A 16,631-nucleotide genomic window follows, 5' to 3' on the forward strand; every position below is an offset into this window, starting at 1 on the left:
CGTTGCCTGCTTGTCTTCGATGAACACCACAGGAGCTTCTGCCATGAGTCTTCCCGGCCAGTCCGCCGCCGGCACATCCAGCACGGGCACGTCCGGCGTCCCGCGCCCGTCGCTCGACGGATTGCGCCGCGCCCTGGAGCCGGACCAGACCTTCGCCCGGGTCCGGGCAGAGGCTGCCCGCGGCTTCGCGGTCCGCGGGCAGGATTACCAGATCAGTGCTCCTGCCGGCCTGCGGCCGGTGTTGCTGGCAGAGATGGCGGACGGGCTCGCGGCGGCGGCAGAAGGGGCAGAGCCGGGTGTGGTCCTGGCCGTCACGGCCACCGGCCGCGAAGCGGAGGATCTGTCCGCGGCCCTGCGCGCCTACCTGCCCGCCGATTCGGTGGCCGAGTTCCCCAGCTGGGAGACCCTCCCGCACGAGCGGCTGTCGCCGCGCTCAGACACTGTTGGCCGGCGCCTGTCCGTCCTGCGCCGGCTGGCACATCCGGCAAGTTCGACGGCGGGCAGGCTCCGCGTCGTCGTCGCGCCCGTCCGCGCCGTGGTCCAACCGGTGGTGGCCGGCCTTGGCGACCTGGTTCCGGTCACCCTGAAAGTGGGCCAGGACGTTCCGTTCAGCGACGTGGTGAAGAGCCTCGCGGATGCGGCTTATGCCCGGGTGGACATGGTGACCCACCGCGGTGAGTTCGCTGTCCGCGGCGGCATCATCGACGTCTTTCCGCCCACCGAAGACCACCCCATCCGGGTGGAATTCTTCGGGGACGAGGTGGACCAGATGCGCTGGTTCGCCGTGGCCGACCAGCGCTCGCTGTCAGCACCCGGGATCCACCACCCCACGGAGCTGCATGCGCCGCCCTGCCGCGAAATCCTCATCACCCCCTCCGTCATGTCCCGCGCCGCCACCCTGAAAGCCCAGCTTCCCGCCGCGGCGGACATGCTGGAAAAGATCGCCGGCGGCATCGCCGTGGAAGGCATGGAGTCACTGGCTCCGGTCCTGGTGGACGCCATGGTGCCGTTCGTGGACCAGCTGCCGGCGGATTCCATCGCCGTGGTGATCGAACCGGAGAAGGTCCGCACCCGCGCCCATGACCTTTCCGCCACCAACGAGGAATTCCTTGAGGCGGCCTGGTCCACGGCGTCCGACGGCGGGGCGGCACCTTTGGACCTCAGCTCACAGGCCAGCGCCGCGCTGCACTCGGCGAGCTTCCGGTCCCTGGCCGAAACGCGCGGCTCTGCGCTGGGTCACGGGGTGTCCTGGTGGTCCATCACGTCGCTGGCACAGGACGCCGAATTGCTGCCCGAGATCGACGTGCTGAACCTGCACGCCCGCGAACCCCGGGGCTACCAGGGTGACGTTGCCGAGATGATGGACTTCATCGGCTCCCACGTCCGGGACCAGTGGCGGATCGTGGTGGCAACCGAAGGTCCGGGCCCGGCCCAGCGCCTGGCCGAGCTGTTCCACGAGAACGACATCCCCTGTGCCCGGGTGGACAGCCTGGACCACGAGCCGCAGGCGGGCATCATCGAAGTGACCACCGCCGCCGTCGGCCGTGGTTTTGTCCTCGATGGGCTCAAGCTCGGCCTGCTCACCGAAGCCGACCTGCTGGGCCGCACCTCCGCAGGGTCCACCAAGGACATGCGGCGGATGCCCTCCAAGCGGCGCAACGCCGTCGACCCCCTGCAGCTGGTGGCGGGGGACCACGTGGTCCACGAGCAGCACGGCATCGGCCGGTTCGTGGAACTCATCCAGCGCAAGGTGGCCGGCGGCGGTGACGGGGTGCGCGAATACCTGGTGCTGGAATACGCGCCCGCCAAGCGCGGCGCGCCCGGCGACCGCCTGTTCGTCCCCACCGACCAGTTGGACCAGGTGACCCGCTACGTGGGCGGCGACACCCCCGTCCTGAGCAAGATGGGCGGCGCGGACTGGGCCAGCACCAAGTCCAAGGCGCGCAAGGCCGTCAAGGAGATCGCCGGCGAGTTGATCCGGCTGTACTCCGCCCGCATGGCCTCCCGCGGCCACGCGTTTGCCCCTGACACCCCGTGGCAGCGTGAACTGGAGGAAGCCTTCCCGTACGTGGAGACCCCGGACCAGCTGACCACCATCAACGAGGTCAAGGCCGACATGGAGCGGGAGATTCCCATGGACCGGCTGGTGTCCGGCGACGTGGGCTACGGCAAGACCGAAATCGCGGTGCGTGCCGCCTTCAAGGCCGTCCAGGACGGCAAGCAGGTGGCCGTGCTGGTGCCCACCACCCTGCTGGCCCAGCAGCACTACGAAACCTTCACCGAACGCTTCTCCGGTTTCCCCGTGCGGGTGAAGCCGCTGTCCCGGTTCCAGTCAGCCAAGGAGTCCAAGGAAACGGCGGAAGGCGTCAAGAGCGGCGCCGTGGACGTGGTGATCGGCACCCACCGGCTGCTGTCCAAGGACTTCGAGTTCAAGGACCTGGGCCTGGTGATCGTGGACGAGGAACAGCGGTTCGGCGTCGAACACAAGGAAGCGCTGAAGAAGATGCGCACCAACGTGGACGTCCTGGCCATGAGCGCCACCCCGATTCCCCGCACCCTGGAAATGTCGCTGACGGGGATCAGGGAAACCTCCACCCTGGCCACCCCGCCGGAGGAACGGCACCCCGTGCTGACCTATGTGGGCCCCTACACGGACAAGCAGACCTCCGCCGCCATCCGCCGCGAACTGATGCGCGAGGGCCAGGTGTTCCTGGTCCACAACCGGGTGTCCACCATCGAGCGGACAGCGGCCAGGATCCGTGAACTGGTACCCGAGGCGCGCGTGGAGGTGGCGCACGGCAAGATGTCCGAAAGCCGGCTGGAACAGATCATCGTCGACTTCTGGGAACGCCGGTTCGACGTACTGGTCTGCACCACCATCATCGAGACCGGCCTGGACATCTCCAACGCCAACACCCTGATCGTGGACGGCGCGGACAAGTACGGGCTGTCCCAGCTGCACCAGCTGCGCGGCCGCGTGGGCCGCGGCCGTGAACGCGCCTACGCGTACTTCCTGTACCCCTCCGAGAAGCCGCTGGGCGAGGTGGCGCTGGAACGGCTCAAGGCCGTGGCCGCGCACAACGAGCTCGGCGCCGGCATGCAGCTGGCCATGAAGGACCTGGAGATCCGCGGCGCCGGCAACCTCCTGGGCGGTGAACAGTCGGGCCATATCCAGGGCGTGGGCTTCGACCTGTATATCCGGCTGGTGGGCGAGGCCGTGGCGGATTTCCGCGGCGAAGCCGAGGAGAAGGCCGCGGAGATGAAGATCGAGCTGCCGGTCAACGCGCACCTGCCGCATGACTATGTCCCAGGGGAGCGGCTGCGCCTGGAGGCCTACCGGAAGCTCGCCGCGGCCCTCACCAACGAGGCCATCGACGAGGTCCAGGCGGAGCTGGTGGACCGCTACGGTGAACTGCCCCTGCCGGCCCAGAACCTGGTGGCGGTGGCGCGGTTCCGGGTTGGCGCCCGGGAAGCCGGCCTGTCCGACGTCGCGCTGCAGGGAAACTTCATCAAGTTCTCCCCGGCAACGCTTCCCGAGTCCAAGACCATGCGGCTGAACCGGATGTACCCGGGGTCGCAGGCCAAGCCTGCGCTGGACGCGGTCCTGATCCCCAAGCCCAAGACCGCGCGGATCGGGGGCCGGGACCTGCAGGACGCCGAGATTCTGGAGTGGGCCAACGGCGTGATCCGGAATATCTTCTCCGATGCCCCGCTGGCGGTGAGTTAGCACTTGATGGGAGGACACCACGCCGCGTCGGGAGCCGCGGCGTGGGTTGCTGTTGCGTCTACCGGGCCCTACACCCTGGGCTGGTATCCGTTGGATCCCACGGGCATCCTGATCGGCGGCATGGCCACCGCGGGCACGGCCCTGGTCTGCGACTGGGACCACCGTTCCAGCACGGTGGCCCATTCCCTGCCGCCGCTGTCCAACGTGATCGCGCGCGGCATTGAGAACGCCAGCGGGGGCCACCGCCAGGGCACGCACTCCATCCTTGGGGCAGCGTTCTTTGTGTTCCTTGCAGGGCTGGCCTCGCAGGTCCATATGGACACCGGCTGGGGGCGGCTGTCCGTCGGCGCCGGCCTGCTGTGCATGTTCCTGATCAACATTGCCGCGAAGGCACTGAAACTGTTTCCCAAGAGCGGCTTCATCTCAAACTGGATCTTTGCGCTGGTCATGGCGGGCCTGGTCACGGTCTACGCGCCGGAGCAGTGGACGTGGCTCCCCACCTCGATGCTGATTGGCGTGGTGGTGCACATAGTCGGTGATTTGATCACCACCGGGGGAGTGCCCCTGCTGTGGCCGCTGGTACTCCGGCCCCCCAAGGTGCTGCGCCGCCTGCCCCTCCTGCGGAATGTATGGCGGGCCAACGGTGCCCTGTCCGTACCCCTGCTGGGGCGGGCCGGCTCCAAACGGGAGTGGCTGGTGCTGATCCCGGTGAGCGCCTATGCGATGGTGGGCATGTCAGTAGCCGGCTGGGCCCTCGCCCAGCACCACTGGGGCCGTGTGGCCGCTGCCGCGGGGGCCTGGATCAGGCTCTGGTTCTAGCAGCGGAACAGCTGCTGTGAAAACGGACCCCGGACGGTGTGTCCGGGGTCCGTTGCTGTCTTGCGGCTGCGCGTTAAACCTAGTGCTCGCCTGCGGAGTCGGAGCGGCCGAAGATGGTCTGCGGAAGCCAGAAGGCCAGCGCGAAGAGGATCAGGCAGACGGCCATCGGCCAGGGGTTGCCCAGGCTGAGGAAGGACAGCGAGTAGATGGCGCCCAGGAACAGGGCGAAGCAGATCACGAAGAGCACGATGCTGCCGCCGAGCTTGTTCTCGTTCTGCGGGGTCCGGACGTATTCACGGTTGGACGCCGAGTCCTGGCTGGACGGGTTGATCTGGCTGGACATGTGTTCCTCCTCGGCCCCGCGGGGCGTGATCTGTGGCGGCTCGCGGTTCCGGTCAGTAAGCGGCTGAACCCTGTTCACCCTTGACGATGGCAATCCCGGAGCTGGCACCAATTCGTGTTGCACCTGCTGCAATCATAGCCTGCGCGTCCGCCAGGGACCGTACGCCGCCGGAGGCCTTGACCCCCAGGTCCGGGCCGACGGTCCGGCGCATCAGGGCCACGTCCTCAGCGGTGGCACCCCCGCCGTTGAAGCCCGTGGAGGTCTTCACGAAGTCAGCCCCGGCTTCCACCGCAGCCTGGCACGCCAGCACCTTCTGCTCATCCGTCAGGAGCGCTGTTTCGATGATGACCTTCAGGATGGCGCCGCCGGCGTGGACGGTTTCTGCCACAGCCGCAATATCCTCCACCAAGGCGCCCTTGTCACCGGCCCTCGCGGCGGCGATGTTGATCACCATGTCAATTTCGTCAGCACCGTCCAGCACGGCACCGCGGGCCTCGAACGACTTTACATCGGTGGGGGTGGCCCCCAGCGGGAAGCCCACCACGGAGCAGGTGAGGACGCCCGAGCCCTTGAGCGCGGTGCTGACCGTCTTGACCCAGATGGGATTCACGCAGACGGACTTGAACCTGTACTCCGCCGCCTCCGCGCAGACCTTCAGGACGTCGGCTTCGGAGGCTTCGGGCTTGAGCAGCGTGTGGTCGATGTAGGAGGCGATGTTCGCGGCCGCGGCCGGACCGGCGGTGCCGGCGTGAACGGTGGCTTCGTTGCTCATGATGGTCCTCTCGAAGGGCCTTGTGGGCCCGGCGTTGGCTCGGTTTCGGAAACCATCTTGTCACAGCGGAAGGCGCCGGGAGCAGGCAGCCGCTCAGGCGGCTGCCTGGAGGACCGGACCTGCCGAGGTTGCCGTCAGCAGCTGGGTGGCGCAGGCGCCTGCCGCCGAAGCGGCCGCCACCAGCAGCCCCAGCCGGACGCCGTCGAACGCTGCGGCGTCACCGATGGCCCAGATTCCCGGGACGGAGGTCCGGTAGTCGCGGGTGATCACGATGCCGCCCCCCGGAGCGGTGCGCAGGCCCGCGCTGGCGGCCAGGCCATCGCGGGACACCCGTTCCTCGGCCAGGACCACCAGGTCTCCGGTCATGCTGCTGCCGTCTTCGAAGACCACGGCGGATGCTGCCGTCCGGGGAACCGGACCGGCGACGACGGCCGGAATGACGGCGGCCGGGCGGGCTGTGGTGCGGATGGGCCGTACGCCCTTGGCCCGCAGGACCGCCTCGGCCTGTCCGGCCGCAGCGCCGGTGCCCACCAGGATCCCCACCGGTCGGCGCCCGAGCTCCCGGGCCACCTTCTGCACGCTTTTGGCGATGCGGGGTGCGTCGTCGATGGTGGCGTAGCTCAGGCACTGCGCGGCGCCGTCCACGGGGCCGGCCACGGGGGCCGAGCCGGTGGCGATGACCAGTTGGTCGTAGGCGAATTCCATGCCATCGGTGGTGGCAACGGTGCGGTTGACGGCGTCGATGTGGCTGGCGGGCTGGCCGAACCGCACGGAAACCTGGGGCAGCATGGCGAGCTCCAGCAGCTCCCCGGGCGCGTCGTCACGGTTGCTCAGCACCGTGATGGTCCCGGTGAACTGTGCGCGGTCCAGCTGTGCCACCAGGGCCTGGGCGGCGGGACCGGCGCCGGCGATGACGATGCGGGTTGCGGCGGAAACGGATGTTGAGGGTGCCGGAGCGGACATGTGCTGGCCCTTTCGCTGGTGGCCGGGAACCGGCCGGAAGTTCGTGATGGACCCAGCGTAGGGACCTGCCTTTTCGGTTGTGTTACCCGTCGGTTGCCGTTTACGGACCCCTTGTTCGCCAGTATTTACCGGCCGGTAACAGAACCCGTGACGCACCTCTCATCCATGGGGAAGTCGACACATTCGCCGCTGCCAAACCACGTTTGGAGGTGCTGCTAGACGCGGATCCGGTAGCCCCGCTTGACCACGGTCTCGATCAGTTTGCCGTCCGGCAGCGATGAGCGAAGGCGGCTCACGGTCATGTCCAGCGCGTGCACCGAGCCCCGGAGTTCCAGCAGGTCGGACAGGGATTCGCGGGACAGGACCGCGCCGCCGGCGCCGAGCAGGGCGCGCAGGAGCAGCAGGGGAGCGGGGGCCAGCTCCACCTGGTGGCCGTCGATGCGCAGGCTGCGGCCGCGAAGCTCGATGTTCCCCGAGCGGGTGTCCAGCCGCCGGACATGGTTCAGGGCCAGGTGTTCGCACACCAGCCGGATGAGCGCACCCATGCGGAACCGTTCCGGGATCAGCGGCGTGACGCCCGCATCCAGGAGCGGCTGCGCCGTCACCGGTCCCACGACGGCGGTGGTGACGTTCAGTTTCAGGCTCTCCACGAGCTGCTTGTACAGGCCCATTTCGTGCGCCGTGCTCCACATTGCGTCCACCGCCGGCGCGCTGGTGAAGGTCAAGACGTCCAGGTTGCCGCTGCAGGCTGCCTCGATCAGCCGGGGAAGCTTGTCCTCGCCGTCGGGCTTGACCCAGCGGTAGGGCGTGACGGTCAGGACGGTGGCGCCGGACATGCGCAGGCGTTCGATCTGGCGGACATCCGTATAACCATGCAGCTGCATGGCGACGGTTTTGCCGCGGACTCCCTCGGTGAGCAGCATGTCCACCAGGGTGGAGGTGGTTTCGTCGCTGCTGATGCCGACGTCGGCGAGGCCTGCCGCGCGCACCGCACCGCGTGCCTTCGGTCCCCTGACGAACATGCGGCAGTTCCCCAGCGTGTCCAGCAGCTCGTCGCCGATACCGAAGGAGTCCGCGGCCTCGCACCAGCGGCGCATGCCGTAGGCGGTGGTGGCGATGCACAGGTCCGGCTTGGCGGCGATGACGGCCTTGGTGTCCTCAATGAGGCGCATATCCTCCTGGACTGGAGCGATCTTCAGCGCGGGGGCGTGCAGCACCTCCGCACCGCGGCGCTCAAGGGCCTCGATCAGGTCGCGGGAGCGCCGGTCAGAGGTGACGCCGATGCGGAAGCCCTCCAGCGGTGATTCCGCGGCATCGGGAGTTTCTTCAGCGTGCGGTGGTTCGGCCGGTGCAAGTGCGGTCATGGGGGTCAATCCTTTCATGATCCCAGCAGCGAGGCCGCCAGCAGATCCAGGTCGGCGGCCGACTGGGCGTGCCCGCGGTTGGTTTCAGCCACCCGCACCACCTCGCCGATGACCAGCACTGCCGGGTTGCTGCAGCCCGCGGCGGCGGACGTGATGGTGCCGAGGTCCGCGATGGTGGTGCGCTGGCCGGGCCGGTAGCCCCGCTCCACCACCGCCATGGGCATGTCGGGGCGCATTCCGGCGCGGCGCAGGCCGGCGGCGAGCTGGTGGAGGGTGCCAATGCCCATCAACACCACGATGGTGCCGCCCAGGCCCGCCAGGTGCCGGTGCTCATCTTCGGTGAGCGGGGCGTGCCCGGAGACCACCGTGAACATGTGGCTGACGTCGCGGTGCGTGACCGGGATACCTGCCGCGGCGGGCACCGAGATGGCACTGGTCACGCCGGAAACTACCTTTACCTTCACGCCCGCGGCGACGCAGGCGGCAACTTCCTCGCCGCCGCGGCCGAACACGTAGGGGTCACCGCCCTTGAGCCGGACCACGTTGTTGCCTGCCAGTGCGCTTTCCACCATCAGCTTCTCGATGTCGGCCTGGCTGACCTTGTGGTGCCCGGGCTTCTTTCCAACGTCCACCAGTTCGGCGGCGGTTAGCAGCGGCAGTTCCTGGTACGGGGCCAGGCGGTCGTAAAACACGACGTCGGCGTCCCGCAGCGCCTTGATGGCGGCCACGGTGAGCAGGTCGCTGGTGCCCGGTCCGCCGCCCACCAGCGTCACGTGGCCCGCCGCGCCGGCAGCCGGTTCGGCGGCGACCGGTATCCCCGCTTCCCGGCATTGGTCCAGGAGGGTTGCCCACCCGGGCTGGCCGTCCTCGACGGCGGCCACCAGGAACAGGTGCTCCGGCAGCCGGGTAAGGGCGGCGCTGTGCGGGGTCTCCATGCGGTGGACGACGGCGCCCGCGGCTTTGTACCGCCGCACCGCCTGCCGCGCGGCGGCGTGGGTGCCGGTCACCAGGACGTCCCGGCCGGTGAGGTCGATACTGAGCTGCATGGCTATGCCTCGTTTCCGGTGGTTTCGGTTGCGGCGCGGACGGGGATGGAGGCCCCGATCAGGACTTTCCCTTTCTCCTCGGGGGTGGCCGGACGCATCTGGCCGCGCTCGTCCGGGACGAAGGTGATGGAGTCGTCCTTCTGGTCCGGGGCGTTGACGAAGGAGCGGAACCTGCGGAGCCGTTCGGGGTCCTTCAGCGTGTCGGCCCATTCATCGACGTAGGTGTCCACGTGCTTGGCCATGGCGGCTTCCAGGTCTTCGGCGATGCCCAGGGTGTCCTTGACCACCACGTCCTCGACGTGCTTGATGCCGCCGTCGAGTTCTTCCTGCCAGCGGGCGGTGCGCTGCAGCCGGTCCGCGGTGCGGATGTAGTACATGAAGTAGCGGTCGATGTACTTGATGAGGGTTTCGTCGTCCAGGTCCTTGGCCAGGAGCTGGGCGTGCGCCGGGGTGGCGCCGCCGTTGCCGCCCACGTACAGGTTCCAGCCGTCAGCGGTGGCGATCACGCCCACGTCCTTGCCGCGCGCCTCGGCGCACTCGCGGGCGCAGCCGGAGACACCCATTTTCAGCTTGTGCGGGCTCCGCAGGCCGCGGTAGCGCAGCTCCAGCTTGATGGCCATGGCCACCGAGTCCTGGACACCAAAGCGGCACCAGGTGGACCCGACGCAGGACTTCACGGTGCGCAGGCTCTTGCCGTACGCCTGGCCGGACTCGAAGCCGGCGTCCACCAGTTCCTTCCAGATCTCGGGCAGCTGCTCCAGGCGGGCACCGAACATGTCGATCCGCTGGCCGCCCGTGATCTTGGTGTAGAGGCCGTACTTTTCGGCGACGGCGGCGATCACGCCAAGCTTCTTTGGGGTGATTTCACCGCCGGCGATGCGGGGGACCACCGAGTAGGTGCCGTCCTTCTGCATGTTGGCCAGCGCGCGGTCATTGGTGTCCTGCAGTGTCCCGCGGCCCGCATCGAGCACGTAGGCGCTGTTCTGGCTGGCCAGGATGTTGGCGATAGTGGGCTTGCAGATATCGCAGCCCGCCCCCGTGCCGTACTTGGCCATGATCTCTTCGAAGGAGGTCAGCTCCAGGACGCGGATGGCATCGAACAGCTCCTGCCGGGACAGTTCGATGTGCTCGCAGAGGGCCTTGGAAACCTCGACGCCGGACTTGGTCAGCTCCGTTTCCAGCAGCTTCTTCAGCATGGGCACGCAGGAACCGCACTGGGTGCCGGCACGGGTGCAGCCTTTCAGCTCCCCGAGTTCCTGGACCGGGGCATTGCCCTCGCAGGCGCCGCAGCCGTTGATGGCGTCGCGGATGCTGCCGGCCGTGACGTTGTTGCAGGAGCACAGCGTGGCGTCATCGGGGAGTTCGGTTTCGGGAGCTTCGCCGCCGCCTGCCGCGCTGAGGAAGGCGCCGGGCTCCGCGGGAAGTTCGCGGCCCAGGAGCGGCCGCAGGCTCATGTACGGAGACGCGTCGCCCACGAAGATGCCGCCCAGCAGGGTCTTGGCGTCGTCGGTGGTGACGATTTTCTGGTACACGCCGCGGGCGGGGTCCGCGTACACGATCTCCAGGGCGTGTTCGGTCCTGGCGAAGGCGTCGCCGAAGCTGGCCACGTCCACCCCGGACAGCTTCAGCTTGGTGGCGGTGTCGAAGCCCGGGAAGGTGGCGTCGCCGCCGTGCAGCCGGTCCGCCACGATCTCGGCCATGGTGTTGGCCGGGGCCACCAGGCCGAGGCACATGCCGCCGAAGTTGGCCACTTCACCGATGGCCCAGATGCCCGGTACCTCGGTGGCGCAGTAGTCATTGATGACCACGCCGCCGCGCGGACCCAGACTGAAGACCTGTTCCCCGCCGTCGGCCGCGCGGAAAAGTTCATCGCGGGGCCTGACGCCAACCGCCACGATCACCAGGTCTGCGGGGATGATGCGCTCATCCGCCATCAGCACTCCGGTGACCTGGCCGTCGTCGTCCGTCAAAATCCGGCTGGGGAACACGCCGCCGTGGACTTCGAAGCCCTTCGCCTCGATGAGGCGTCCCAGGGCCTGGCCGGCGCCCTCGTCCAGCTGGGTGTTCATCAGCCACGGCGCACCGTTGATGACGACGGGCGTGGCGCCGAGCTGCTCGGTGCCGGCAGCCGATTCGAGGCCCAGGAGGCCGCCGCCAATGGTGACGGCATTGATTTTGCGGCCGAGCTTTTCGCTAAGCTCCGCGATGGCTTTGTTGATGGCCCACACGTCTTCGAGGGTGCGGTAGACGTGGGCCTTGTCGGCGCCGGGAATGGGCAGGCGCACGGCGTCCGAGCCGGTGGCCACCACCAGTTCGTCATACGGATAGCTGTTCCCGGCAGCGGTTTCCACCGTCTTGGCCCCTGCGTTGATTTTCACCACCCGCTCGCCGGTCTTCAGGACCAGCGATCCGTGCTCCCACATAGAGGCCGTGCCGAGGGTGAGGTCCACCCCGGTGTCGGTGAGGGCCTTGGAGAGTGCCACCCGGTCGTAGGGGAGGTGCGCTTCCTCGGTGAGGACCGTGACATGCCAGCCGTCGAGGCCCCGGGCATGCATGGCGTCCGCGAAACGGTGGGCCGCGGGGCCGCCGCCGACGACGACGATGCGGCGCGGAGTCTCTGTGCTTGAAGTCTGTTCGGTCACTGTGGGCCTTTCGCATGGGCCGCAGACGGTGCTCTGCAGCTTGTGCCTCCAGCCTAGGAAGGGGCAGTTTCGCCTCAGTTTCCCAATTGTTTCGCCAACTTAACTTCTGCATCACGGGCGCATTTCGCGCGGCGTTAGGTCTCTTTTACCCCCCGGACACATTGACCGCATCCGGTTGAAACACCCGGACCCTAGCGTGGGACACGGCTGCAGAAGCGGCCGCTTGCCCAAACAGGCACAGGACAACAGGCACAGGGAAAGGAGCCGGACATGACGGCAACACTGGAACTTGGGGCGCTCGCCGCCGAATCAGACCTCGCTGGATTTGAGACCGGCTGGTACCGTGTCTGCGCGGTTGACGACCTGGAGCCCGCCTGGGGCGAGGCTGCCCTGGTGGCAGGCCGCCAGGTGGCCCTGTTCCGCACTGGGCCGGCCGAAGTTTTCGCCGTGGCGCACGAGGATCCGGCCACCGGGGCCCACGTCATGGCCCGTGGCATCCTCGGTTCAAAGGGGACCCGCCCCACCATCGCCTCACCGCTGCACAAGGAGGTCTACGACCTTGAGACCGGCGAATGCTTCACTGCGCCCGGCCTGCGGCTGGCGGCGTACAGCACCCGCATCACGGACGGCTTCGTTGAGGTGGAACTCTAACGCCGGCCGCCCGCAGAGGCGGCACAGGAAGGGCGCCGGGCTTCGTAAAGCCCGGCGCCCTTCCTGCCTTTAACCAGCCTTTACAGCCCCAGGGCCTCGCTGACGTCGTGCAGGACCTCATCCAGGGAGGCCCGTGCCGCCTGGCGGGCCGCCGGCAGTTCCGCGGCGGATTCCACCTGCTCAATGACTTCCAGGTAGCACTTGAGCTTCGGCTCGGTCCCACTGGGCCGGATGATGACGCGGGTCAGGTTGCGCGTGATGTACAGCAGGCCTTCGGTGGGCGGCAACTCGGCGCTGCCCTGGGCCAGGTCGGTGAAGACTTCCACCGCCGATTGCCCGAACGATTCCGGGGGCGAAACCCGCAGGCGGTTCATCATGGCGTCCAGCAGTCCCAGGTCTGCCACCCTGATGCTGAGCTGGTCGCTGGCGTGCAGGCCGTGCTGGAGGTAGAGCTCATCGAGCGTGTCAAACACGGTTTTGCCCGCTGCTTTGGCGGTGGCCGCGAGTTCTGCGATCAGGACGGCTGCGGAAATGCCGTCCTTGTCCTTCACCAGGTCCGGCGCCACGCAGTAGCCCAGCGCCTCCTCGTAGCCGTAAACCAGGCCCGGCACCCGGGAAATCCACTTGAAGCCGGTCAGCGTTTCCTCGTGGGCAAAGCCGGCCGCGGCGGCGATACGGGCCAGCAGCCTCGAGGAGACGATCGAATTGGCGAAGACGCCGGGGTTGTCCGCGCCGGCGCCGGCGGTTCCGTCGGCGAGCCGGGCCACCATGTGTGCCCCCAGCAGCGACCCCACCTCATCGCCGCGGAGCATCCGCCAAGCGCCGGTGTCGGGGTCCTTGGCAGCCACGGCAGCCCTGTCGGCGTCGGGGTCGTTGGCGATGACCAGGTCCGCATCGAGGCGGCCCGCCGTCTCCAGGGCAAGGTCCAGCGCGCCAGGTTCTTCCGGGTTGGGGAAACTGACGGTGGGGAAATCGGGGTCCGGATCGGCCTGTTCCGCCACCATGGTGACATCCGTGAAACCTGCCGCCTTCAGGACGTCCACGGCCGTGCCGCCGCCAACACCGTGCAGGGGGGTCAGGACAATGCGCAGGTCCCGTGCCGGAAAGCGCTCCTGCATGGCGAGTCCCGCCGTCGCCCGTTCGTAGTCGGCAGCGAGCGAGCCGTCCAGGACGGTCCAGCCATCCTCCGCAAGCGCTATTGATTCCAGTGTTCCCACCGCGCCGATCCGCGCGGCGATCTCCGCATCGTAGGGGGCGACGATCTGGGCGCCGTCCCCATCCGCGGCCACGGCATGCCGCCCCAGGTACACCTTGTACCCATTGTCCTGCGGCGGGTTGTGGCTTGCGGTGACCATGACGCCACCGTCGCAGTCCAGGGCCCGGACGGCGTACGCCAGCACGGGAGTGGGCAGGGCGCCCGGCAGCAGGAAGGTTTCGATGCCCGCGGCGGTGAAGATAGCAGCCGTCTCCGCCGCGAAGACATCCGAGTTGTGCCGGGCGTCATAGCCCACGACGGCGCGGGGCCGGGTGCCGGCCGCGGCCTTGCCCACAGCGTCTCCCAGGAAGGCGGCGAGACCCGCGGCTGCGCGGCGCACCACCACCCGGTTCATCCGGTTGGGACCGGGACCCAGGGCAGCGCGCAGGCCGGCGGTGCCGAACTGCAGGGTGCCGCGGAAGCTGTCTTCCAGTTCCTGCCGGGCTGCGGGATCACCGTCGTCCACAAGGCGGACCAGCTCAAGGAGGGCCTCCCGGGTTGCGGGGTCCGGGTCCTGGGCAGCCCATCCGCGGGCCTCGGCGAGCAGGCGAAGTTCAGCATCGGCAGTCGTCATGGGCATAACGCTATCGTCATTGCCGGTCCGCGCGCGGCAACCGGCGGCCGCGGCTGCTACAGCTTGGCGATGATGTCCGCCAGCAGCCGGGAGATCCTTGGCCCTGCCGCCCGGCCGGACTCGATGACTTCCTGGTGGCTCAGCGGTTGCGGGCTGATGCCGGCGGCAAGGTTGGTGACCAGTGAGATGCCGAACACCTCCATCCCGGCGTGCCGCCCGGCAATGGCCTCCAGCGCCGTCGACATTCCGATCAGGTCCGCCCCGATCCGCTTGGCGTACTGCACCTCAGCGGGTGTCTCGTAGTGGGGGCCGGGGAACTGTGCGTACACGCCCTCGTCCAGGGTGGGGTCGACTTCGCGGGCGAGTTCCCGGATGCGCGGCGAGTACAGATCCGTCAGGTCAACGAAGGTTGCGCCTTCCAGGGGGGAAGCCGCGGTGAGGTTGATGTGGTCGCGGATCAGTACCGGCGTGCCGGGGGCCCAGGCCTCGTTGAGGCCACCGCAGCCGTTGGTGAGGACCAGCGTGCTGCATCCGGCGGCTGCCGCGGTGCGGATGCCGTGCACAACTGCGCGGACGCCCTTGCCTTCGTAGTAGTGCGTGCGGGCGCCGAGAACCAGCGCCCGTTTGCCTTCCGTGGTCAGCACGGAGCGGATGGTGCCCACATGGCCTTCGACGGCAGGCGCGTGGAAGCCCGGAACTTCCTCGGCGGACAAGGTGGCGGTTGTCTCGCCGACCAGGTCCGCGGCCTCTCCCCAGCCGGAGCCCAGGACCAGGGCGGTGTCGTGCCGGTCCACGCCTGTCTCTTCGGCAATGTAGTCCGCGGCGGCACGGGCGGCGGCGAACGGGTCCGTGTTCAGGAAGTCTGTTGTACTCACCAGTACAAGTTATCCTGCCGGCCCTGTTAGCCCTGTCACGGCTGGCCCCGGGAGACCCTGTTTTCTTGGTGGTCAGGCGGTAAATGGGCGAGAATGGATGACTGTGACTACGCATCCAGATTTCAGTTCCCCCCGGATCGCAATCCTGGGAGGTGGTCCCGGCGGATATGAGGCCGCCATGGTGGCCGCCTCGCTCGGGGCGACGGTTACCGTCATCGAACGCGCCGGGCTCGGTGGATCCGCGGTGCTGACCGACGTAGTCCCCTCCAAGACCCTCATTGCCACGGCGGACCTGATGACCCGTGTCGCGGAAGCCGGCGAGCTCGGAGTGAAGTTCGACGTTGACGGCGGCGACTTCGTACCCGTGATGCACGCCGACCTCAAGCACATCAACCACCGCCTCCTCAACCTGGCCCGCAACCAGTCCCGGGATATCCGCGACGGCCTGGAGAAACAGGGGGTGCGCATCATCGAAGGTTCCGGACGGCTCCTGGACAGCCACCGAATTGAGGTCCTGACCGCGGACGGCACCGAAACCGTCGAGGCCGACACCATCCTGCTGGCCGTGGGCGCGCACCCCCGCGAGCTGGACACCGCACGCCCGGACGGGGAGCGGATCCTGAACTGGACCCAGATCTACAACCTGGATGAACTGCCCGAGGAACTCATCGTGGTGGGCTCCGGGGTGACCGGCGCCGAATTCGCCTCCGCCTACAACGGCCTCGGCTCCAAAGTCACCCTGGTCTCCAGCCGCGACCGCGTGCTGCCCGGCTCGGATGTCGACGCCGCCGTGGTTTTGGAGGAAGTCTTCGAACGCCGCGGAGTCCGCGTCCTGTCCCGCTCCCGCGCGCAGACGGTGGAACGCACCGACGACGGTGTGGTGGTCACGCTTTCCGACGGCACAAAGGTCACCGGCAGCCACTGCCTGCTGTGCCTGGGCTCCATCCCCAACACCGAAGGCATCGGCTTGGAAGAGGCCGGCGTGTCCGTCAGCGACAGCGGCCACATCAAGGTGGACGGCGTCTCACGCACCACCGCGCCCAACATCTACGCAGCCGGCGACTGCACGGGCGTCCTGCCGCTGGCCTCGGTGGCCGCCATGCAGGGCAGGATCGCAGTGGCCCACTTCATGGGCGACGGCGTCACCCCGCTCAAGCTCCACCAGGTGGCATCCAACATCTTCACCTCGCCCGAAATCGCGAACGTCGGTGTCTCCGAGGGCGAAATCGAGTCCGGCAAGTACCAGGCCGACGTCATCAAGCTCTCGCTGAAAAGCAACGCCCGCGCCAAGATGCGCAACGCCAAGGACGGGTTCGTGAAGATCTTTGCCCGGAAGGGCTCCGGCACGGTGATCGGCGGTGTGGTGGTGGGCCCCAACGCCTCCGAACTGATTTTCCCCATCTCCATCGCGGTCAAGCAGAAGCTGCACGTTGACGACGTCGCCAGCACGTTCACGGTGTACCCGTCGCTGACCGGGTCCATCTCCGAGGCTGCACGCCGCCTGCACGTCCATATGTAGCCGTTGCCCCTCTCCGGGCCGAAAAGGGGAGCCAGCGGAAAAACTTCCGCCGGTTCCCCTTTTTTGTACCCAGAAAGCGCG

Annotated in this window: 12 protein-coding genes; 4 read left to right on the forward strand and 8 right to left on the reverse strand. The window is 68.1% G+C overall.

Going from position 1 to position 16,631, the window contains the following annotated elements; all coding sequences use genetic code 11:
• The first annotated feature begins 43 nt into the window (after positions 1-43).
• Both mfd and VXJ37_RS05865 read left to right on the forward strand, forming a co-directional pair.
• Positions 44-3,727, forward strand: coding sequence for a transcription-repair coupling factor (gene mfd, locus VXJ37_RS05860; protein WP_331322114.1), 3,684 nt, complete (start codon positions 44-46; stop codon positions 3,725-3,727).
• A 6-nt stretch (positions 3,728-3,733) separates the two neighbouring features.
• On the forward strand, positions 3,734-4,546 hold the full coding sequence (locus VXJ37_RS05865; protein WP_331322115.1) for a metal-dependent hydrolase: 813 nt from the start codon (positions 3,734-3,736) through the stop codon (positions 4,544-4,546).
• A 79-nt stretch (positions 4,547-4,625) separates the two neighbouring features.
• On the opposite strand, the gene VXJ37_RS05870 is transcribed toward VXJ37_RS05865, so the two are convergent.
• The 6 genes from VXJ37_RS05870 to nirB all read right to left on the reverse strand — a co-directional run bounded on the left by VXJ37_RS05870 (position 4,626) and on the right by nirB (position 11,676).
• Positions 4,626-4,889: a hypothetical protein gene (locus VXJ37_RS05870; RefSeq protein WP_141940632.1), complete on the reverse strand. Its 264-nt coding sequence runs from the start codon at positions 4,887-4,889 to the stop codon at positions 4,626-4,628.
• A 52-nt stretch (positions 4,890-4,941) separates the two neighbouring features.
• Positions 4,942-5,661 (reverse strand): deoxyribose-phosphate aldolase, encoded by a 720-nt coding sequence (gene deoC / locus VXJ37_RS05875; protein ID WP_331322116.1) that lies wholly within the window; start codon positions 5,659-5,661, stop codon positions 4,942-4,944.
• A 93-nt stretch (positions 5,662-5,754) separates the two neighbouring features.
• Positions 5,755-6,624 carry an FAD-dependent oxidoreductase gene (locus VXJ37_RS05880; protein WP_331322117.1) on the reverse strand — a complete coding sequence of 290 codons (870 nt, stop codon included), beginning with the start codon at positions 6,622-6,624 and terminating at the stop codon, positions 5,755-5,757.
• Between the two features lie 215 nt (positions 6,625-6,839).
• Positions 6,840-7,988 (reverse strand): uroporphyrinogen-III synthase, encoded by a 1,149-nt coding sequence (locus VXJ37_RS05885; RefSeq protein ID WP_331322118.1) that lies wholly within the window; start codon positions 7,986-7,988, stop codon positions 6,840-6,842.
• Between the two features lie 14 nt (positions 7,989-8,002).
• The gene (cobA, locus tag VXJ37_RS05890) at positions 8,003-9,034 is read right to left on the reverse strand and encodes a uroporphyrinogen-III C-methyltransferase (RefSeq protein ID WP_331322119.1); all 1,032 of its coding nucleotides are present in this window, start codon (positions 9,032-9,034) and stop codon (positions 8,003-8,005) included.
• A gap of 2 nt (positions 9,035-9,036) precedes the next feature.
• Complete coding sequence (nirB, locus tag VXJ37_RS05895; RefSeq protein ID WP_331322120.1) at positions 9,037-11,676, reverse strand: nitrite reductase large subunit NirB; 2,640 nt, start codon at positions 11,674-11,676, stop codon at positions 9,037-9,039.
• A 270-nt stretch (positions 11,677-11,946) separates the two neighbouring features.
• On the opposite strand from nirB, the gene nirD reads away from it, so the two are divergent.
• Entirely contained in the window at positions 11,947-12,327 is a 381-nt protein-coding gene (gene nirD / locus VXJ37_RS05900; RefSeq protein ID WP_331322121.1) for a nitrite reductase small subunit NirD, read from the forward strand.
• Positions 12,328-12,407: 80 nt separating this feature from the next.
• Here nirD and VXJ37_RS05905 read toward each other — a convergent pair whose 3' ends face one another.
• Positions 12,408-14,156 carry a phospho-sugar mutase gene (locus VXJ37_RS05905; protein ID WP_331322122.1) on the reverse strand — a complete coding sequence of 583 codons (1,749 nt, stop codon included), beginning with the start codon at positions 14,154-14,156 and terminating at the stop codon, positions 12,408-12,410.
• A gap of 56 nt (positions 14,157-14,212) precedes the next feature.
• The gene (locus VXJ37_RS05910) at positions 14,213-15,031 is read right to left on the reverse strand and encodes a purine-nucleoside phosphorylase (protein ID WP_331322123.1); all 819 of its coding nucleotides are present in this window, start codon (positions 15,029-15,031) and stop codon (positions 14,213-14,215) included.
• A gap of 103 nt (positions 15,032-15,134) precedes the next feature.
• Here VXJ37_RS05910 and VXJ37_RS05915 point away from each other — a divergent pair, with 103 nt between their 5' ends.
• A complete protein-coding gene (locus VXJ37_RS05915) occupies positions 15,135-16,550 on the forward strand; it encodes an NAD(P)H-quinone dehydrogenase (RefSeq protein WP_331322124.1) in 1,416 nt (471 codons plus the stop codon).
• The last annotated feature ends 81 nt before the right edge of the window (positions 16,551-16,631 follow it).

This window comes from Pseudarthrobacter phenanthrenivorans (assembly GCF_036455295.1).
GTDB classification, from domain to species: Bacteria; Actinomycetota; Actinomycetes; order Actinomycetales; family Micrococcaceae; genus Arthrobacter; species Arthrobacter phenanthrenivorans_C.